General features: G+C 71.8%; 16 protein-coding genes. 6 read left to right on the top strand and 10 right to left on the bottom strand.

Features of this window, described 5'->3' with window-relative positions:
* Positions 1-233: 233 nt before the first annotated feature.
* Positions 234-1,667: a phosphomannomutase/phosphoglucomutase gene (locus IEX31_RS03120; protein WP_188741978.1), complete on the bottom strand. Its 1,434-nt coding sequence runs from the start codon at positions 1,665-1,667 to the stop codon at positions 234-236.
* Positions 1,664-1,879, bottom strand: a complete 216-nt coding sequence (locus IEX31_RS03125) for a DUF3499 family protein (protein WP_188741979.1) — start codon at positions 1,877-1,879, stop codon at positions 1,664-1,666. The genes IEX31_RS03120 and IEX31_RS03125 overlap by 4 nt, the downstream gene beginning before the upstream one ends.
* Before the next feature lie 45 nt (positions 1,880-1,924).
* Here IEX31_RS03125 and IEX31_RS03130 point away from each other — a divergent pair, with 45 nt between their 5' ends.
* Complete coding sequence (locus tag IEX31_RS03130) at positions 1,925-2,365, top strand: hypothetical protein (RefSeq protein ID WP_188741980.1); 441 nt, start codon at positions 1,925-1,927, stop codon at positions 2,363-2,365.
* Positions 2,366-2,424: 59 nt separating this feature from the next.
* Here the strand turns inward: IEX31_RS03130 and IEX31_RS03135 are convergent, their stop codons facing one another.
* From IEX31_RS03135 to IEX31_RS03155, 5 genes are all read right to left on the bottom strand, one after another.
* Positions 2,425-3,876 carry a DUF5719 family protein gene (locus IEX31_RS03135; protein WP_188741981.1) on the bottom strand — a complete coding sequence of 484 codons (1,452 nt, stop codon included), beginning with the start codon at positions 3,874-3,876 and terminating at the stop codon, positions 2,425-2,427.
* The gene (locus tag IEX31_RS03140) at positions 3,866-6,850 is read right to left on the bottom strand and encodes a glycosyltransferase family 2 protein (protein ID WP_188741982.1); all 2,985 of its coding nucleotides are present in this window, start codon (positions 6,848-6,850) and stop codon (positions 3,866-3,868) included. The genes IEX31_RS03135 and IEX31_RS03140 overlap by 11 nt, the downstream gene beginning before the upstream one ends.
* 152 nt (positions 6,851-7,002) lie before the next feature.
* On the bottom strand, positions 7,003-7,323 hold the full coding sequence (locus IEX31_RS03145) for a WhiB family transcriptional regulator (RefSeq protein ID WP_136706763.1): 321 nt from the start codon (positions 7,321-7,323) through the stop codon (positions 7,003-7,005).
* Positions 7,324-7,531: 208 nt separating this feature from the next.
* Entirely contained in the window at positions 7,532-8,500 is a 969-nt protein-coding gene (galE, locus tag IEX31_RS03150; RefSeq protein ID WP_188741983.1) for a UDP-glucose 4-epimerase GalE, read from the bottom strand.
* A 94-nt stretch (positions 8,501-8,594) separates the two neighbouring features.
* Positions 8,595-8,744: a hypothetical protein gene (locus IEX31_RS03155; RefSeq protein ID WP_188741984.1), complete on the bottom strand. Its 150-nt coding sequence runs from the start codon at positions 8,742-8,744 to the stop codon at positions 8,595-8,597.
* Between the two features lie 85 nt (positions 8,745-8,829).
* Between IEX31_RS03155 and IEX31_RS03160 the strand changes: the two genes are divergently transcribed.
* From IEX31_RS03160 to IEX31_RS03170, 3 genes are all read left to right on the top strand, one after another.
* On the top strand, positions 8,830-9,786 hold the full coding sequence (locus IEX31_RS03160) for a GlxA family transcriptional regulator (RefSeq protein WP_229662072.1): 957 nt from the start codon (positions 8,830-8,832) through the stop codon (positions 9,784-9,786).
* 62 nt (positions 9,787-9,848) lie between these two features.
* On the top strand, positions 9,849-10,049 hold the full coding sequence (locus IEX31_RS03165; protein WP_188741985.1) for a hypothetical protein: 201 nt from the start codon (positions 9,849-9,851) through the stop codon (positions 10,047-10,049).
* A 385-nt stretch (positions 10,050-10,434) separates the two neighbouring features.
* Entirely contained in the window at positions 10,435-12,321 is a 1,887-nt protein-coding gene (locus IEX31_RS03170) for a metallophosphoesterase family protein (protein WP_188741986.1), read from the top strand.
* Positions 12,322-12,468: 147 nt separating this feature from the next.
* Here IEX31_RS03170 and manA read toward each other — a convergent pair whose 3' ends face one another.
* Positions 12,469-13,713, bottom strand: a complete 1,245-nt coding sequence (manA, locus tag IEX31_RS03175; protein ID WP_188741987.1) for a mannose-6-phosphate isomerase, class I — start codon at positions 13,711-13,713, stop codon at positions 12,469-12,471.
* A gap of 113 nt (positions 13,714-13,826) precedes the next feature.
* On the opposite strand from manA, the gene IEX31_RS03180 reads away from it, so the two are divergent.
* Positions 13,827-15,188 carry an O-antigen ligase family protein gene (locus IEX31_RS03180; protein WP_188741988.1) on the top strand — a complete coding sequence of 454 codons (1,362 nt, stop codon included), beginning with the start codon at positions 13,827-13,829 and terminating at the stop codon, positions 15,186-15,188.
* Positions 15,185-16,513, top strand: coding sequence for an O-antigen ligase family protein (locus IEX31_RS03185; RefSeq protein WP_229662073.1), 1,329 nt, complete (start codon positions 15,185-15,187; stop codon positions 16,511-16,513). The genes IEX31_RS03180 and IEX31_RS03185 overlap by 4 nt, the downstream gene beginning before the upstream one ends.
* Here the strand turns inward: IEX31_RS03185 and IEX31_RS03190 are convergent.
* Entirely contained in the window at positions 16,510-17,508 is a 999-nt protein-coding gene (locus IEX31_RS03190; RefSeq protein WP_188741989.1) for a glycosyltransferase family 2 protein, read from the bottom strand. The two genes, IEX31_RS03185 and IEX31_RS03190, sit on opposite strands and share 4 nt — an antisense overlap.
* Positions 17,508-18,683: a glycosyltransferase family 2 protein gene (locus IEX31_RS03195; RefSeq protein ID WP_188741990.1), complete on the bottom strand. Its 1,176-nt coding sequence runs from the start codon at positions 18,681-18,683 to the stop codon at positions 17,508-17,510. The genes IEX31_RS03190 and IEX31_RS03195 overlap by 1 nt, the downstream gene beginning before the upstream one ends.
* Positions 18,684-18,686: the final 3 nt, after the last annotated feature.

The raw sequence follows: 18,686 nt of genomic DNA on the forward strand, positions 1-18,686 counted from the left end.
CCCCCCCCCCGCCCAGAATTCAGGAACCCCCGCGCGCAGAATTCAGGATCCCCCCCGCCCAGAATTCAGGAACCCCCGCGCGCAGAATTCAGGATGCAGCCGCGCCGGACGGCAACGGGCCGGCAGAAAGGTCGCCCGACCGCTCTGGCGGCTCATGCGGCTCCTGAAATCTGAACCAGCCAAACCTCCGGGCCGGGGCGAGTTCCTGAATTCTGAACCGGGAGGAGGCACGCTCAGCCGCGGATGAGCGTGAGCACCTCGTCGCGGATCGACGTCATGGTCGCGGCATCCTCGCCCTCGACGTTGAGCCGCAGCAGGGGCTCGGTGTTCGACGGGCGCACGTTGAACCACCAGAACGGCTCGTCGCCCGCGGTGACGCCGGTGACCGTGAGCCCGTCGAGCTCGTCGAAATCGGCGCGGCCCGCGAAGGCCTCCACGATGCGCGTGTACGCCACGGGGACGTCGTCGACGGTCGAGTTGATCTCGCCAGAGAGGGCGTAGGGGTTGAACCGGGCCGCGAACGCGGAGAGCGGGGCATCCTGCGAGCCGAACTCGGCGAGAACGTGCATCGCGGCGAGCATGCCGTTGTCGGCGCCCCAGAAATCGCGGAAGTAGTAGTGGGCCGAATGCTCGCCGCCGAAGACCGCGCCGGTCTCCTTCATGCGGTCCTTGATGAGCGAGTGGCCCACGCGGGTGCGCACCGCGAGCGCCCCCGCCTCTTCGATCGTCTCGGGCACGATGCGCGACGTGATGAGGTTGTGGATCACGACGACGTCGTGTTCGCCCGCGGCTCGCACACGCTCGATCTCGCGCAGCGCGACGATCGCGGCGATCGCCGACGGGGTGACGGCGTCGCCCCGTTCGTCGACCACGAAGCAGCGGTCGGCGTCGCCGTCGAAGGCGAGCCCGAGGTCGGCACCGTGCTCGACGACCGCGCGCTGCAGGTCGACGAGGTTGGCGGGCTCGAGCGGGTTGGCCTCGTGGTTGGGGAACGTGCCGTCGAGCTCGAAGTAGAGCGGCACGATCTCGAGGGGCAGGGCCGGAAGGCCTGCGGCCTCGCCGAGCACGGCCGGCACGGTGAGGCCGCCCATTCCGTTGCCGGCGTCCACGACGATCTTGAGCGGTCGGATGCCGCTGAGGTCGACGAGCGACCGAAGGTGCGCCGCGTAGTCGGCCAGCACGTCGACCTCGACGACCGAACCCGGGGCGGCGGCATCCGCGATGCCCTGCTCGAGCGAGTCGGCGGCGCGGTCGCGGATGGCGGCGAGGCCGGTGTCGAGCGAGATGCCCTGGGCGCCCGCGCGCGAGAACTTGATGCCGTTGTAGGCGGCGGGGTTGTGGCTCGCGGTGAACATGGCCGCGGGCGCGTTCATCGAGCCGGACGCGAAGTACGTCTCGTCGGTGGAGCACAGGCCGATCGCGACGACGCCGGCTCCGCGTCGTGTGGCGCCGCGCGCGAAGGCCGCCGCGAATCCGGGCGAGGAGTCACGCATGTCGTGTCCCACGACGACTCGGCCGCCCGCCGCGCCGACCTCGTCGACGAACGCCGCACCGAGCGCCTCGACGGTCTCGCCGGTGAGGCCCTCCCCCACGATTCCGCGGACGTCGTAGGCCTTCACGATGGCGTCGAGGCGGACGCGAGCCTCGGATGGGGCAGCGGGATTCATGCCTTGAAACCTACCTCACCGAGTGAGACGTGCCGCACGATCTGCCAGCCCACCGGAGCCGAGGTCCGCTCGGCGTGGCGCGCGCACAGGTCGTAGCCGTGCGGCTCGCGCGTGATGGCGAGGGGCCCGAGCACGGCCATCGAGTCGGCGTAGTCGAACGTCAGCGTCGCGACCGCCTCGGCGGCGCATGCGGTGCGCGAACAACGTCTCATGGCTCAACCAGAGTAGCGACGGGTGCGGACATTACGATGGAAGGCATGCATCGATCCCGTCGTGTCGCGACGCCCCGTTCTCCCCGGCGACTCGCGCGAGACCGGCACGGCCGCGGCATCCGCTCGGCCGTGACCGGCCCGCACCTCGAGCCGCTGCGCACGAGGCTCGACGACTTCGACTTCACGATCGCGACGACTGCGGCCTACCTGCGCGGCCTGTGGCCCCAGCTCGAGGGCGTCGTGTTCGAGGTGGCCCAGGGCCCTGCCGAGGCGATCCACGGCGACCACATCGACCGGTGGAAGGTCTGGCACGACGAACGCCGCATCACGTTCTACCGGCTGCCCATCGTGCGCTTCCTGCGGCTGCAGGAGAGCGAGGACCGCGACGAGAAGCTCCTCATCGAGAGCTGCGTGTTCCGGGCGATCGGCGAGCTGCTCGACAAGGACCCGTGGGAGCTCGCTCCGGGTCGCTACCGGCACCTCTGAACCGGCGGCCATCGCGTCGCGCGTCGGCGGTGCCGCAGGTCGGCGGCGATCGCCGCAGGTCAGCGCGGGTACACGCGGATCGGCGAGTCGAGCGGGCCGGGCGGCTGCACGCCGAACGACGCCAGTTCCTCGTCGCCCGCGAACGACACCGTCGCGTGCAGTCCCTCGGTGCCGCGGAGCACGGCGGATGCCCCTGCCACGAGCTGCACAGACGCCGATCCTGCCGCTGGCACCGTGACGGTGCGCTCCGATCCGCCGCTCGAGATCGTGACCTCGGCTGCGGCATCCGCATCGGGATTCACGAGGTGCAGCGTGGGCGAGGGCCCGGGGGGCACCGCGACGACGGCCGCGTCGAGGAGCGGCGCCGTCGCGACGGTCCACGCGAGGTCGGAGGGCGCCGAGGCATCCGTCTGGCCCTCCGTGCCGCCCACCGTGGCGCGCGCGGCGGCGGCGACCGGGGCGTCCGACTCGATCCGGATCGTGTAGGCGCCCGCGTCGAGCACGCCGAGCGGCACGTCGACGACCTGGCCCGGCTGCAGCGTCGCCGCGATCGTGGTACCGCCCGACCCGGATTCGGGGACGACCCCGATGGAGACCTCGGCCGCCCCGTCGCCGGGCGCGAACAGCCGCACGGCGGGGTGCTCGTCGCCGTCGGCATGATCCTCGGTCGGCTCGATGCCGCCCGACTGCGGCACCACGAAGCCCGGGATCACCTGTCGCGTCCCCGGCGCGGACGTGGCGCCGGTGAGCTCGATGCCGGCGGGCGCGAGACCGACGACTACCGAGTGCACGAGACTCGCCGCGATGCCCCCGCCGGTGGCCGTGACCTGCACGACGGGCGAGGTGAGGTTCGGGGCGAGGCCGGCGAGCGAGAGCACGCGCTGCGTTCCGGGGGGCACGATGATCCCGAGTGCCGACGGAGCCTCGACGGGTCCCGTCTCGCCGAAGACCCGCACGTCCACGGTCGACGCGACGGCCGACGGGTTCGAGAGGAGCACGAGGCCGCTGCGGCCCAGACTCGTCGCGCCGGCGACCAGCCAGGACTCGGCGACGGCCTCGCCGCACGCCGCCGCGGCGAGTCCCGAGATGCTCTCGCTCTCGACGGACTGCGACTGCGCACCCGCGAGCATGCCCGCGTCGACGCCGCCGGGCTCCGCGGCGATCGCGACGGGCGAGCCGTCCTCGGCGGCGCGCGGATTGCCGGGAGCCTCGAGCGGCACCTCCTCCAGGGTGGCGCCGGCCGGCTCGGTCGCGGTCACGAGGTCGGCGGAGCCGACGGAGGCGGCGGTCGTCGCGGCCGTCGGGTCCTCGCCGAGCGCGAGCAGAGGCCCTGGGCAGACGCGCAGCTGCCGGCTCTCCGCGGGCTGCACCTCGAGCGACGGCACCTCGGCGCGGTGCTCGGGCCATGGCACGAGCGCGGCCGCCGCGACGGTGCCCACAGCCAGTGCGGCCGCCGCGACGAAGGCGAGCGCACGGGCGCCGAAACGCAGGAGCCTCCGGTCAACGGCCATCGTCGTCTCCTTCCGGCGCGTCGGCAGTCGAGTCGGCGCGGCCGACGGATGCCTCGGCGGACTCCGGCTCGGGCTCCGGCTCCGGCTCCGGCTCCGGCTCGGGCTCCGGCTCGCCCCGCTCGGCGCCCTCCACCGCCGCGCCCGCCCCGGGGGTGGGCCGCCGGCGGCGACGCGCGCCGCGCCGCGCCTGCCGCCGGTCGGGCTCGCGTCCGGCTCCCGTGGGGATCGAGAGGAGCAGCGTCGCGCCGATGACGATCAGCTGCAGCGTGGTGATGACCACCGCCAGCCGGCCGCCCGCGTCGGCGGGGATGCGCGCGGCCGCGGCATCCGGTTCCGCTCCCGAGAACCGCCACAGCGTGCCGAAGTCGGTCTCGCCGACCGCGACGAGCGACGCGTTGCCGTCGAGCGCGGTGCGGGCGCGCTCCTCGGCCTGCATCGCCTCGCGCCCATCGTCGGCCGCGGGGACGAGGAGCACGAACGAGACGCCGAACTCGCGCACGGCGGCCTCTGGGTCGAACCCGCTGCGCGAGGCGAGATTGCCCGCGATCGTCGCGAGCTCCTCCTCGTCGGCGGTGAGCTCGGTGCGCGTCTGGTCGAGGGTGGACTGGTCGTCGAGGGTGGCGCCCGTGCCGTGCTCGAGGGTGGCGCGGATGCCGCCGTCGGGCTCCGGCTCCATGGTGAGCGTGGTGACGCGTGGATCCGCCTCGGCCTGGGCGACGACGTACGCCGGCAGGCTGCGCTCGCCTGCGGGCCCGAGCGGCACGGCGCCGGTGGCGATCGCGACGATCGACGGCACGACGGCGACGAGCGACACCAGCGCGACGACGCCCGCCACGACGGCGGCACCGCGGCGCAGGGCGTCGAGCGACACGACGGCGGCCAGGATGAGCCCGAGCCAGGCGAGGCTGAGTCCGGCGCCCGCCCAGACCGGCACGACCTCCGGGCCGATGATCGCGACCGACACCTGGGCGGCAGCGACGGCGGTGGCGAACCCCCCGAAGGCCGCGCCGAGCGCGAGCAGGGCGCGGCGGAGGTGGGGCGACATCACCGCCGCGAGCGCGGCGAGCACGAGCGGCACGACGAGCACGGACGCCACGATCCGGGGGTCGAGCGGCGTCACCGCACGCACGAGCTCCTCCCAGCCACCCCACCCGCCACCCGGGAGACCCAGCGCGAGCTGCCACGCCGTCGGCACCGGCCCGCCGACCGGCACGCCGGGATCGGCGAGGAGGCCGAGCGGCGTGCCGCGCCCGACCTGCTCGATCGCGAGCGGCAGCGCGAGGGCGAGCGCGGGGATCGGAAGGCCGACGAGGCGCACGGCCGCGCGGCCGCTCACGGCGAGGGCGACGATCCAGCCGATGACGAGCGCCGGAGCGAGACTCGGCGCCGCGGCGACGACCGCGGCGAACAGCAGCGCGGCCGTCGCGGCTGCGCCCCACGAGGCCGCCGCGCCGAGCACGGCGAACGCGAGCCAGCCGAGGAGGACGTGGGCGAGCACCGCGCCCGGGCGGCCGTCGGCGAGCGCGGTGAGGAACATCGGCGCCGCGGCCCAGGCGATGGCCGCGAGGGCGCGGAGCGAGCCGCGCTCGGTGAACCGGGATGCCGCGAACCACACGCCCATCGCCGCAGCCGGGAGCGCGATGAGCCACAGCAACAACACCGCGAACGACGGCGACCAGAAGGTCAGGGAGCCGAGCACCGCGAGCAGCCCGGCGAACGGGTCGGCGGCGCCGACGAACCCGGTGCCGATGTCACGCCAGCCGTACGCGGCATTGCGCCAGAGCTCGGCGAAGCCCGAGAGCGGAAGGAGCCCGCCGCCACCGACGCCGGTCACCCCGATGAGCCACGAGAACAGGCCGACCGAGGCGGCGCTCGTGGCGAGCAGTACCCAGCCGCCGCCCGCGCCCAGGAACTGCAGTTCGTCGGTGCGCCCACGAGCCCGGGCGCGACGCGCCTCGGCCGCCGCCTGACGCCGCCGGCGCACCTCGTCGGGCTGCATCCGCAGCGGTGCGATCGACGACCAGCCGGTCGTGCGCGACCCCGCGAGCACTCGGCGCGCGCGGGCGACGCGCCTGGCCGAGAACATCGCGGCGAGGGCGGCCGCGAACTCCCCGGGGATCGCGCCAGGGCGCTTGACGAGCAGGTGCCGGATGGAGCGCAGCAGCGCGAGCGGGAGGAAGCTCAGCCAGTGCAACGGCACGAGGGCCGCGGGGGCGTACACGAGCCGGCGGTGCAACTCGGCGGCACGCGCGGCCCGGGCGCGCCGGCGCACCGCGCGTCCGCGGCCGTCACCTGCGGGGCCCGCCACGCCGTCGGCGGCGAAGCGCACGCGCGCGTCGGGCACGACGGCGACGCGATGCCCGGCGAGGCGCGCACGCACGCCGAGGTCGAGGGCGTCGTCGGCCGTCGGCAGCACGGGATCGAAGCCGTCGAGTGCCCGCCAGACGGTGTGGCGCACGAGCATGGCGGCGGGGTCGAGTCCGAGCACGTCGCTGAGGCGGTCATGCTGACCCTGGTCGAGTTCGCCGGCGACGATGGGAACGCTGCGGCCGAGGCGCGTCAGCGTGCGACCCAGCCCGGCGATCCGTTCGGGCTCGTCCCACTCCATGAGCTTCGGCCCCGCCGCGGCGACCGACCTCGCGGTCTCGAGGGTCGCGACGAGGGCGGCGAGCGCGTCGGGCGCGGGTGCGGAGTCCTCGGCGAGGAGCCAGAGCGCGTCGGCGTCGGAGGCCGGGGCCTCGAGCACGCGCTCACCGGCACGCACGGCCTCGCCGAAGCTCAGCGCCTCCTGCACCTCGACGACGTGGGTCGCCCCGGCCGCAGCGGCCTGCTCGCGCGCCTCGGCGTCGGCCGCGGTGAGCACGACGACGAGCGCATCGAGCTTCCGCACCTGCGACCGGATGCCGTCGAGGGTGCTGGCGAGGTGGTCGCCGCCGTGACGTACGACGAGGACGGCGGTGACTCTGGGGAACATCGGGGCCAGCCTAAGCGGCCCGCGTCGCGGCATCCGGAACCGGGCCGGGCGAGCCATGAAACGGGCGTCCGTGCCGTGACCCCCCGATCACGCCACGGACGCCCGGCCCGCGTCATGCCCGGCGCGGACTCCCGCCCGCACCGGGCACGACGTCACACGGCGCGCTTGCGGAGCTTGCGACGCTCGCGTTCCGACAGGCCGCCCCAGATGCCGAATCGCTCGTCGTTCGCGAGTGCGTACTCCAGGCACTCGCCGCGCACCTCGCATCCGGTGCAGATCTTCTTCGCGTCCCGCGTGGAGCCGCCCTTCTCAGGGAAGAACGCCTCGGGATCGGTTTGCGCACACAATGCGTCGCTCTGCCATGCCAACGGATTCTCGTCGTCTGCCCCCGGACGAACCCCCGGAACGCCCAGTCTCACCGGATCGACGAACCAATCGTCAGGTACTCCAGAACGATATTCAGGATTGCCCATATCGTCTCCCACCCAGTTGTACCGACCACCCGAAGGGTGTGTCATGACCAATTACACCGGTGTAATTCGCGACAGTCAAGTCGCAGATCGTAAACCCTCAAGCGCCAATCGAGGCTTCAACCCGGGCGCGACACGCCGACGGTGTTCCGCAGACGTTATGTTCTGCAGGGCGCTCGATGTCATCCCCCAGTCCGAGGGGCACGTTCCCTCAGTCGGCGGATGCCGCGCGGCGGGCCTCCCAGGCGCTGTCGACCATGTCGGCGAGCGTGTGCCGCATGCGCCAGTCGAGGTCGCGTGAGGCGAGTTCGCCCGACGCGACGATGCGAGCGGGGTCGCCGGGGCGGCGCGGGCCGACCTCGGGCGTGAACTCGATGCCCGTGACGGCCGCGACGGTGCGCATGATCTCCCCGACCGAGACGCCGTCGCCCGAGCCGAGGTTGTACACGGGCTCGAGCGCGTCGCCGGCGTCGAGCCGCCGCGCGGCGACCACGTGCGCGGCGGCGAGGTCGGCGACGTGGAGGTAGTCGCGCACGCAGGTGCCATCGGGCGTCGGGTAGTCGTCACCGTTGATCCGCGGCGTGCGGCCCTCGAGGAGCGCGTCGAAGATGAGCGGGAAGAGGTTGTGCGGGCTCACGTCGTAGACCTCGGTCGTGCCGGATCCGACGACGTTGAAGTAGCGCAGGCTGGTGTGCGCCAGTCCGGTCGCGCGCGCCTGGTCGGCGAGCAGCCACTCGCCGATGAGCTTGGACTCGCCGTACGGCGACTCGGGATGCCGCTCCGTGTCCTCCATGACGAGGTCGACGTCGGGCGTGCCGTAGACGGCGGCGCTCGACGAGAACACGATGCGCTCGACGCCCGTGGCCTCCATGGCCGCGAGCAGGGTCGCCGTGCCGGTCACGTTCTGCTGGTAGGTGTGCAGCGGCCGGCTGACCGAGACGCCCGCGTACTTGAAGCCGGCGAGGTGCACCACGCCCTGCACGTCGAAGCGCTTGATGGTGGCCTCGAGCTGCGCCCCGTCGAGGATCGTGCCCTGCACGAACGGCGTGGCCGGCGGGAGGAACGCGTGCCGGCCGCTCGAGAAGTCATCGACGACGACCGCGTCGATCCCCTGCTCCGCGAACGCCCGCACGACGTGTGCGCCGATGTATCCGGCGCCTCCCGTGACCATCCAGCTCATGTTCCCGCCCTCCGCGCGGGGCGGACCCCTGCGCTCACTCGATCGTAGTGAGCGCGGGTACCGGGATGACGGATGCCTCCGGCCCGGAGTTCGCTCAGACGGCGCGGGTCGGCAGGTTCTCCGCGTGCCGGTTGCGGTCGCGGATCTCGGGCCGTCCGTAGCCATCGCCTTCGAGGCGCAGCAGCGTGGCGAGCACACCCCACCCGGCGAGGCCCGCGATGACGAGGAAGACGACGATGCTCATGGCAGAAACTGTACTCCTTGCAACATCCTGCCGATAGTGGCAGAGTGACGGATGAACGACCTCTTTCTGCCATTCGGAGGAACCCGTGCTCCAGAGCATCGCCTGCATCGCCCTCCCCCAGATGGCGCCGTTCGAATTCGGCGTGATCTGTGAGGTCTTCGGCATCGACCGCAGAGAGCACGGCGGGCCGACCTTCGACTTCCACGTGGTCGCCGCCGATCCCGGTCCGATCCCGACGAAGCTCGGATTCGACGTCGTGGTGAAGGAGGGGCTCGACTTCGCGTACGAGGCCGACCTCGTCGCGGTGCCCGCCTCGCTGATCGACTCGCCCGCCGACGAGCGTGTGCTCGACGTCATCCGCCACGCCGTCGACCGCGGCGCCTGGGTGCTCTCGGTGTGCTCGGGCGCGTTCACGCTCGGTCATGCCGGGGTGCTCGACGGCCGGCGGTCGACGACGCACTGGATGTACTCCGACACGATGGCGCGCATGTTCCCCAAGACCGAGGTCGACCCCGACGTGCTCTTCGTGCAGGACGGCAAGGTCGTCACGGGCGCCGGCACCGCCGCGGGCATCGACGCCGCGCTGCACATCGTGCGCACCGAGCTCGGGGCGAGCGCGGCGAACATCGTGGCGCGCCGCATGGTCGTGCCGCCGCAGCGCGACGGCGGACAGTCGCAGTTCATCCAGACGCCCGTGCCCGACCGCGGCAGCGACTCGTTCGCGAAGGTCACCGAGTGGATGCTCGAGCACCTCGACCAGGACCTCACGGTCGACCTGCTCGCCCGCAAGGCACTCATGTCGCCGCGCACGTTCGCCAGGCGGTTCCGCGCCGAAACGGGCACGACGCCCAACGCGTGGCTCAACCGTCAGCGCCTGCTGCGTGCCCAGCAACTGCTCGAGGAGACATCCCTCACCCTCGAGGAGATCGCCCGCGAGACCGGCTTCGGCGCCGCCGCCGTCATGCGGCACCACTTCCTCAAGGTGCTGCAGACCACGCCCACCCGGTACCGACGGCTGTTCGGCGTGAGGGCGGCCGGCTGACCGGTCGCCGTGGCCGCCGAATCTCGTTCAACATCTGTTCGACACTCGCCAGCAGAGAGACCATGGCCACCACGATCGGATTCCGCCCCGCCGCCGACGACGAGCGCATACTCCGCGAGGCGGCGCAGCCCGGCGAGAGCACATCCGACACGCTGCGCCGTGCGCTGCGTCTGCTGGATCACGAGCGCTGGCTGGACCAGTTCCGTATCGACGCCGACGCGCTGAGAGAAGAAGACGTCAACGCGGAGCCTGAAGCCTGGTGATCCGCGGCGCGGTCCACCGGATCGATCTGGGCCGGCCCCGCGGACAGGCATCGTAGAGCGTGCGCGTGACGTTGCTCTCGTCGGCGTGTGGCCGTGGATGATCCACCGGCCGGAAGGCAGTTGGCGCGCGAGCTCGACGGCACGGAGGCTCGCAGCATCTCGCCTGGCCTCGAGGAGGGCGGTCAGCCGCGCGACTACGATTTCGCTGGTCGCGAGTCTCCCGCCCCTCCATGGTCGCGAGGATCTCGTCCACGATGATCACCGAGGAACAGCGGCGGGCTTCGGTCGCCGTTCACCGCCGGTCCCTCCGGTCGACACGGGGATTTCACGTGACGGAGTGAGGGTGGCGGCGAACCAACCGACCGTTCGCACGACTGGAGTTCACATGCCACGCACCACGCGATCCGTCCTCGCGGTGGCTGCAGCCGCCGCGACCATCTTCGCCGCCACCCCGGCGGCCGCTGTGCCCGCCGAGCACGCCGTGCCGGCGAGTTCTGGGAACGCGGCGCAACCAGTGCCTGCCGCCGAGCTGCTCACCGACCCGTTCCTCCAGGCGCCGACCGAATCGGGCGTCACGGTCGTCTGGTTCACCGAATTCGAAGGCTCCCAGCATGCCGTGTTGCTGGGTGACGCCGTCGCCGACCTCCAGGGCAAGGCCCTCGCGCAGGCCGTGCACAAGCCGAACCTCGCCGACGTCCGCGCCGTTCGGGCGACCACGACACAGCTCAGCCGCACCGCCGAGGACGCGGCATCCAACATCCCCGCCGACGAGAAGCCCACCGCCGAGCTGGGCATCGTCGACCGCGCCATCTGGCGGCATGAGGCCGTGGTCACCGGCCTCGAGCCCGGTCGGCAGCTGCCGTACCGGGTCGTGAGCCTGCATGGGCAGCAGTTCACGGCGTCTGAGACCTTCACGCTGCAGCCGGCGCCGGCCGCGGGTGAAGGCACCAAGATCCTCCTCACCTCCGACCACCAAGCCATGGTGAACACCCCGGCGAACCTGCAGCTCGCGGCCGAGACGATCGGCGACATCGGAGCGGTGTTCGTGGCCGGCGACCTCGTGAACGTCCCCGACCGGGCGTCGGAGTGGTTCGACGACACTCGAGGCAGCGCGTTCTTCGCCGTGCTGCAGGGCAACGGCGGCCGCGCCTCGACCGGCGGCACCGTCTACGAGGGAGCTCCGATCATCCAGAACGCGCCACTGTTCACCGCCATCGGCAACCACGAGGTGCAGGGCCGGCGGGATGGCGCGACGAGCCTGGGCGCGTCGTTCAGCGCGGCTGTGCCGCGCGAGGTCGCCGAGGCCGAGTACGAGAAGGTCGCGGCTGAGGTGAACCCGAGCGGGGACTCCGAGGTGAAGGCTGCGTGGATCGAGGGCAACTCCTTCTCGACGCGCACGTACGAGGAGATCTTCACCCTGCCGACCAGCGAAGCCGGCGGTGAGACCTACTATGCGACGACGTTCGGCGACGTCCGCCTCGTCTCGCTGTACTCGACCCGCATCTGGCGCGGCACGAGGGCGAACCCCGACCCGGCGGCCCGCACCGCGACATCCCGGTACCAGGAGGCCGCCGCGAACCTCGGCGACCCGCTGGCGCAAGGGTACGGCGAGCACATCTTCGAAGCGATCGACGCGTCGAGCGAGCAGTACGCGTGGCTGCAGGACGAGCTCGCGAGCGATGAGTTCCAGGACGCGAAGTATCGCGTCGTCATCCTGCACGAGGGCCCGCAGGGCGTCGGCGACAACGTGATGCCACAGTTCGCCGACCCCGAGCGCATCGAAGAGCACAACGACGCGGGCGACCTCGTCGGCGTGCGCTACGAGTATCCGGCCACCCGGAACGAGCTGCTGTACGATCTGCAGCCGCTGCTCGAGGACGCCGGCGTCGATCTCGTGCAGAACGGTCACTCCCACCTGTGGAACCGCTTCGTCAGCGACAACGGCACGACCAACTGGATCGAGACCTCCAACACCGGGAACAGCTACGGCGCCTACCACCCGCTCTCGGGCCGGTTCCGCCCGGTGCCACCGGCACCGTGGGACACGTCGAACTACCTTGCGCAAGGCAACCCCGGCGGCCTCGAGCCGATCGTGCCGACCGAGAATCCGTTGCTGGCGGCGGATGGCACGCCGCAGCCATTCGTGCAGTCCAACGATCACGTCGTGTTCACCGTGTTCGACACGGCGACCGGCGAGGTGACCAGCTACGCCGCGAACGTCACGGAAGGCGAGCAGCCGACGATGCTCGACCGGTTCACGATCGGCGGCTGAACCCGGCGATGACGCGGGATCCATCGAGGTGGGTACTCCCGAGGCTCGGGTCGAACTGGTCGTCGTGACGTGTCCGAGCGGGTTCGTGGTGGTCGTCTCCGTGCCCCCGGAGCCGTACGTGGCGGGGATGGATCCCCTGCGAACCCGTCAGGCCGCGCCGGCGCCGGTCGTCGCGACCCACGCGATCCCGTCGCCGGTGATCACGAGCTCGCGCTCCTCGGGCGTGACGTAGACCGCGGCGCCCCGGCCGAGGCTCGCCGCACCGGTCGCGCCACCCAGGTGCAGCGCTCCGCCCTCCGCAAGCACGATGGCCGGCCCGTCGATCGCGACGCCCGCGGCATCCGCCCCCGGCTCGGCCCGGTACAGCACGAAGTCGGGCACGTCGGGACGGAACGCGACGACCCCCGGCCCCACGGGTTCGGGCGGGAGCCGCGGCGCGTCGAGCGGCGTGAAGTCGAGCACGTCGATGAGTTCGGTCACGTCGATGTGCTTGGGCGTGAGCCCGCCCCGGAGCACGTTGTCGCTCGCGGCCATGAGCTCGATGCCGAGGCCGTCGAGATAGGCGTGGATGTTGCCCGCTGCGAGGTAGAGCGCCTCGCCGCGGTGCAGCCGCACCCGATTGAGCAGCAGCGAGATCACGATGCCCGGGTCGCCGGGATACGTCTCGGCCAGCGAAGACACCGTCTCGAACGACAGGGCGTACGGCGACCGCCGTGCCTCGTCGGACGCCGCGAGCGCCGTCACCCGCTCGACGACCCACGCCGCCTCGCCGGTGTCGCCGCCGCGACCGTCGCGCAGCAGCCACTCGACCGTGTCGCGGAGCGGATCGGCGCCGGCCAGGTGCGCCTCGAGCAGGTCGAGGGCGCCGGGCTCGGGAGATGCGGACGCGGCATCCGCCTCGCGGAGCACCTCGATCACACCGCGCACCTCGTCGAGCGGACGGAACCCCGAGAGCGCGTCGAACGTCTCGCTCACGGCGACGATGAGCTCGGGCTTGTGGTGCTGGTCGCGGAAGTTGCGATCGTAGGCGTCGATCGGGACCCCGTCGGCCTCCTCGCGCGCGAAGCCGGCACGCGCCTGCTCAGGGGTCGGGTGCGCCTGCAACGAGAGCGGTGCGGCCGCCGCGAGCAGCTTCAACAGGAACGGCAGGCTCGTGCCTCGGGCCGCCAGCCCGGGGCCGAGGGCCCGCTCAGGTTCGGCGGCGATCCACGCCGCCAGGTCGGGGTGGCCGACGGACGCCTCGTCCACGATCTTCGAGGGCGATCCGGGGTGCGCGCCGAGCCAGAGCTCCGCCTCGGGCCCCCCTGACCGCGGTTGCCCTCGGAAGACGGCGATCGCACTCGTGGATCCCCACGCATAGTCGCGTGGAGTGTTGTCGATCGCTACGAACATGCCGGACGGCCCCTTCCCAGACGCTGGGTCCAATTTAGCAACGGCTCCGTCGCCCTCCCGAGCCGACCCCGGCTGCCCGCGGTCGCGCCTCCCTGCGCGCTAGCCTTGGTCGCATGACCCCCGGCCGACGCCGCTCCCTCATCGGTGCGTACGCGACGTTCGCGCTCTTCACGGCGCTCGCCGGCCAGTTCTGGCGCAACCTCCTCGGCTGGTGGGGCTTCGGCTTCATCGTGCTCCTCGTCGTCGCGGGCGCCGTCGCGCTCGTGTTCGCCGTTCGCCCGACGTGGCGATGGCGACGCGCGCCGAAGTCGACCGTCGCATTCCTCCTGATCGCCGCGGCATCCATCGCGTGGTCGGCCTACCGGGCCGAATCGGCGCTCGGTCTGCTCCTCGCGCTCGCCACGACGTTCGTCGCCGTGGCGCTCGTGCTCGGACTCGGCTGGACGAGGTTCGTGCGCTGCCTCGGGGGCGCGATCAAGTGGATCCTCGTGCTGTCGCTCGCCTTCGAGCTGGCGATCGCGATCTTCGTGCGCGCACCGGTGCTCCCGTTCTTCCCCGACTTCGAGCCCGACGGCGAGAAGCTGCCCATGGCCTTCTACTGGTCGCGGGGCCTCCTCTTCGAGGGCGGCCCCATCGAGGGGATCCTCGGGAACCGCAACCTGCTCGGCATGGTGGCGCTGCTCGGGCTCATCGTGTTCGGCACGCTGCTCGCCGCAGGCAGCGTGCGACGGGCCCAGGGCATCGGCTGGCTCGTGGTCGCAGGCGCCGTCATGACGCTCACGCGCTCGGCGACCGTCATCCTCGTGGGCGTGCTCGTGCTCGTCGCGCTCGCGTTCGTCCTCTGGGCCCGGCGCCGCGGGCCCGGCCGGCGGGGCGGCGTGTACTGGGCCGCGGCCGGTGCCGTCGTGGCATCCGTCACGCTCCTCAGCGTGTTCTGGCGGCCGCTGCTCTCGGTCTTCGGCAAGAGCGAGGACGTCACCGGGCGCTTCGACATCTGGGGTGCGGTCATCGGGCTGGCGCTCGAACGGCCGTGGCTCGGATGGGGGTGGATCAGCTACTGGGCGCCCTGGGTGGAACCGTTCGAGGGGCTCGCCGTGCGGAACGGCGTCGAGTACCTGCAGGCCCACAACGCATGGCTCGATGTCTGGCTGCAGCTCGGCATCGTGGGGCTCGTCGCATTCGCATCGATCGTGATCGGGGCGCTGTGGCGATCGTGGTTCCTCGCCGTCGACCGGCCCGTGGACGATGCGGGGCATCCACTCCCCCACTCGGCCGCCGCGCTCGCGCCGCTCCTGTTGCTCGTGGCGCTCCTCGGGCAGAGCCTCGCCGAGAGCCGCATCCTCATCGAGGGCGGCTGGCTGTTGCTCATCGCCATCGCCTGGTCGACCAAGCAGCGGCAGTGGGACGCCGAGCCGTTGCCGGCCGAGCAGCCGCCCGTGCCCGCGTCCCGCCGGCCCCCGGAGGGGGCCCGGTGATCGCGAGCGTCCTACGCGAATTCGTCGGGTCCGCTCGATTCGCCCAGGCGCTGACGCTCCTGTCGGTCGGATTCGCCTTCTCGACGCACGCCGTGCGGAGTCTCATCGGGTGGCCGGGCCTGCTCGCGGCCCTGGCCGGCCTGCTCGCGCTCGCCGCCGTCTCCCTCGTCGCGCGATGGCGGGCCGTCGAGTGGTACGGCATCCTGCCGATCACGATCCTGGTGTTCGTCGGGTGGGCCGCGGCATCCGTGCTCTGGAGCAATGCCCCCGGCATCACCGCCACACGCGTCCTCTACCTCGTGGCCTTCGCGTTCCTCGGCGTGTACGTGGCGCTCATGCGCGACACCATCCAGATAGTGCGGGCGTTCGGCGACGTGATGCGCCTCCTCCTCGGCGCCTCGGTCGCGCTCGAGGTGCTGTCGGGCGTTTTGCTCGACCTGCCGATCGCCTTCCTCGGCATACAGGGGAACCTCGCAGCGTTCGGTCCCATCCAGGGCGTGTTCGGCTCGCGCAACCTGCTCGGCTTCGTCGCGCTCATCGCACTGCTCACGTTCATCGTCGAGTGGCGCACGCACATCGTGCCGCGCGGACGATCGATCGCCTCGGTCGTGCTCGCGTCGGCGTGCATCGCGCTGTCGGGTTCCCCCACGGCATGGGCGGCGCTCGCGGCGTCGCTGCTCGCCCTCGCCGCGCTCTACGGGCTGCGGCGCGCGGCTCCCACGAGCCGCTGGCGCTGGCAGATCGCGCTGGTGGCCGCCGCCCTCGTCGTGCTCGTCACCGCGTGGATCCTCCGGATCCGCATCATCGAACTGCTCGACGCGCGAAACGAGTTCGACGTGCGGCTCGACGTGTGGCGCGAGCTCAGCCGCTACCTCAACCTCAATCCGCTGCAGGGGTGGGGCTGGGTCGGTTCATGGCCGGATGCCGCGCCGTACACGTGGATCGAGCTCGCAACCGGTCGCCCGCACGGATCGGCCCTCAGCGCGTACATCGACACGTACTTCCAGGTCGGAGTGATCGGCGCGATCGCCTTCATCGCGCTCGTCGGCGTCGCGCTCGTGCGCGCCTGGCTCCTGGCTTCGAGCCGGCGCAGCGTCGTGTACGCGTGGCCCGCGCTCATGCTGGTCGCCATCGCCGCAACGAGCTTGGCCGAGAGCTTCGCGCTCGTCGAGGGCGGATGGATGCTGCTCGTCGTGTGCGCAGTGAAGGCCGCGCGCGACATGAGCTGGCGCGACGCGCTCGCCGCCGGGCGGCCACCGGAGCCCACGCTCGAGCGCCTCGGCGACGACCCGGCACCGGACACGCAGGGCCGGGCCGAACGCTAGACCGGCTGCACGAGGTCGCGCAGCACGTCCTGCGCGCCGAGGCCGTATCGCCGATACGCACCCGAGCGCCACTCGCGCCACACCGGCGCGAGGCGCGCCGACCGCCGCACCGGGATCCCCTGTCGTACGACCTCGTGCGCGAGCTTGGCACGCACCTCCGCCGCCATGCGCTCGTCTGCGGGCACGATCGCCGGCAACCGCTCGGCGAGGTCCCGGGCCCGAGCGAGCAGGCGCTCGTTACGGGCGGTGCGGGGCTCACGGAGCCGAGCAAGCCTTCCGCCCGCACCGAGCCTCGTGACGCCGATCTGGTTGCCGCCGTGCTGCCGGTAGTCGATCAGGGGATCGGAGACGACGGCGATGCCACCGCCCACGGAGGCGACCATCGCCAGCCATTCGTCGTGCACCCAGCTCGCCGGGAACGGCACGGCGCGCTCGACCAGGCTGCGCGAGACCATCATGGTCGCGCCGGTGAGCACGTTGCGCCTGAGCAACTCGTCGAACGCGGCATCCGATTCGAGCCGCAGCCGCAGCCGCACGTCGACGCCGAGCGTCTCGAACAGCGAGCGACCGATCGATGCACCGCCCTCGTCGACGAGCCGCGCCTCCGCCGCGACGAGATCGAGCCCGGGTCGGGCCGTGAACTCGGCCACCGCCCGTGCGATGCGATCGGTATGCCAGACGTCGTCCTGATCGCAGAGGACGATCAGGTCTCCGGATGCCGCTTGCAGGACCTGCTCGAAGTTGGCGGTGACGCCCAGCGCCGCCGGGTTGCGGAGCACCACGAGGTCGGGCGTCGTGGCGTCCGAAGGCCGATGCCCGTCGACGAGCCTCTCGGCGAGCTCGACCGTGCCGTCACTCGAGGCATCGTCGGACAGAACGATCTCGGCGATGGGATGCGACTGAGTGAGGATGCTGCGAAGCTGCTCGCCGAGGTACCGAGCGCCGTTGTGCGTGCCGAGCACGACGGAGACGCGTGGCCACGCGGGTGCCGGCATCAGCGATCCCGTTTGAGGCCGACGTTGAGGACGCCCAGGAACATGCCTGCCATGATCGTCTGCGCACCGAGCATCATGAGGAGCGCGGAGAGGACTGCCGTGCGGATGGTCGTCGACGGGTCGAGCGAGCCGAAGCCGGAGGCTGCCCATATGGCGAACTGCCAGATCGCGATCGCCAGGCCGATGAGGAAGAGCAGGAGGCCCACGAGTGCGCCGCTCTCGAGGCTGATCCGCCGTTCGAGACGGTCGAAGTTCCGCGATCTCGGGATGCGGAATCCCTCGTGCTGCGCATAGATCTTCGTGAGGATGGCGAAGAGCACCGACTGGTAGCCGACGACCGTGAGTGCCGCGAGGTAGACCTGGCTCGAGACGTCGAACCCGATGTCGCCGAGGATGATGGGCCCGTAGCTGATGAACAGGGTGCCGAGCAGGCCCAGGAAGAACGCGACGGTGCCGGGAATCAGGAACAACCACCGCGGGCTGAAGATCAGGAGGAAGCGCAGGTGGCGCCAGCCGTCCCGCCAGCTTCGCAGGTGCGGCGGCCGGCTTCGGCCGTCCTTGTCGAGCGTCGTCGGCACCTCCGAGACCCGGAGCCCGCCGAGCGTCGACTTCACGACGACCTCGCTCGCGAACTCCATGCCCGTGGTCTGCAGGTGCAGGTTCAGGATCGACCGGCGGTTGAAGCCCCGAAGGCCGCAGTGAAAGTCGCCGATGGGTGAGCGGAACAGCACCCGCCCGATCCAGGAGAGCACCGGGTTGCCGAGGTACTTGTGGAGCGGCGGCATGGCGCCGTCGGCGATGCCGCCTCTGAACCGATTGCCCATCACGAGCTCGTCGCCCGCGCGGAGTCGTTCGACGAACGGATCGAGCTTCGAGAAGTCGTAGCTGTCGTCGGCGTCGCCCATGATCACGTAGTCGCCGCGCGCGGCCTCGATGCCGCCGAGCAGCGCGCTGCCGTACCCTCTGGCCGGGATGTCGACGACACGTGCGCCATGCGCGCGGGCGATGTCCTGTGATCCGTCGGTCGAGCCGTTGTCGGCGACGATCACCTCGCCGGCCACGCCGCTGCGCTCGAGGTAGCCGTTCGCCTTGTCGATGCAGACGGCGAGGGTCTCCGCCTCGTTGAGGCACGGCATGACGATCGAGAGCTCGATCGTCTCGGTGGAGGTGGACATGGT

The sequence above is a fragment of the Agromyces bauzanensis genome (assembly GCF_014645655.1).
Classification (GTDB): Bacteria; Actinomycetota; Actinomycetes; order Actinomycetales; family Microbacteriaceae; genus Agromyces; species Agromyces bauzanensis.

What these genes read in the sequence shown, in the direction of transcription:
- IEX31_RS03120 (WP_188741978.1), bottom strand. Translation starts at nt 1,667, where the DNA reads ATGAATCCCGCTGCCCCATCCGAGGCTCGCGTCCGCCTCGACGCCATC.
- IEX31_RS03125 (WP_188741979.1), bottom strand. Translation starts at nt 1,879, where the DNA reads ATGAGACGTTGTTCGCGCACCGCATGCGCCGCCGAGGCGGTCGCGACG.
- IEX31_RS03130 (WP_188741980.1), top strand. Translation starts at nt 1,925, where the DNA reads ATGCATCGATCCCGTCGTGTCGCGACGCCCCGTTCTCCCCGGCGACTC.
- IEX31_RS03135 (WP_188741981.1), bottom strand. Translation starts at nt 3,876, where the DNA reads ATGGCCGTTGACCGGAGGCTCCTGCGTTTCGGCGCCCGTGCGCTCGCC.
- IEX31_RS03140 (WP_188741982.1), bottom strand. Translation starts at nt 6,850, where the DNA reads ATGTTCCCCAGAGTCACCGCCGTCCTCGTCGTACGTCACGGCGGCGAC.
- IEX31_RS03145 (WP_136706763.1), bottom strand. Translation starts at nt 7,323, where the DNA reads ATGGGCAATCCTGAATATCGTTCTGGAGTACCTGACGATTGGTTCGTC.
- galE (WP_188741983.1), bottom strand. Translation starts at nt 8,500, where the DNA reads ATGAGCTGGATGGTCACGGGAGGCGCCGGATACATCGGCGCACACGTC.
- IEX31_RS03155 (WP_188741984.1), bottom strand. Translation starts at nt 8,744, where the DNA reads ATGAGCATCGTCGTCTTCCTCGTCATCGCGGGCCTCGCCGGGTGGGGT.
- IEX31_RS03165 (WP_188741985.1), top strand. Translation starts at nt 9,849, where the DNA reads ATGGCCACCACGATCGGATTCCGCCCCGCCGCCGACGACGAGCGCATA.
- IEX31_RS03170 (WP_188741986.1), top strand. Translation starts at nt 10,435, where the DNA reads ATGCCACGCACCACGCGATCCGTCCTCGCGGTGGCTGCAGCCGCCGCG.
- manA (WP_188741987.1), bottom strand. Translation starts at nt 13,713, where the DNA reads ATGTTCGTAGCGATCGACAACACTCCACGCGACTATGCGTGGGGATCC.
- IEX31_RS03180 (WP_188741988.1), top strand. Translation starts at nt 13,827, where the DNA reads ATGACCCCCGGCCGACGCCGCTCCCTCATCGGTGCGTACGCGACGTTC.
- IEX31_RS03190 (WP_188741989.1), bottom strand. Translation starts at nt 17,508, where the DNA reads ATGCCGGCACCCGCGTGGCCACGCGTCTCCGTCGTGCTCGGCACGCAC.
- IEX31_RS03195 (WP_188741990.1), bottom strand. Translation starts at nt 18,683, where the DNA reads ATGTCCACCTCCACCGAGACGATCGAGCTCTCGATCGTCATGCCGTGC.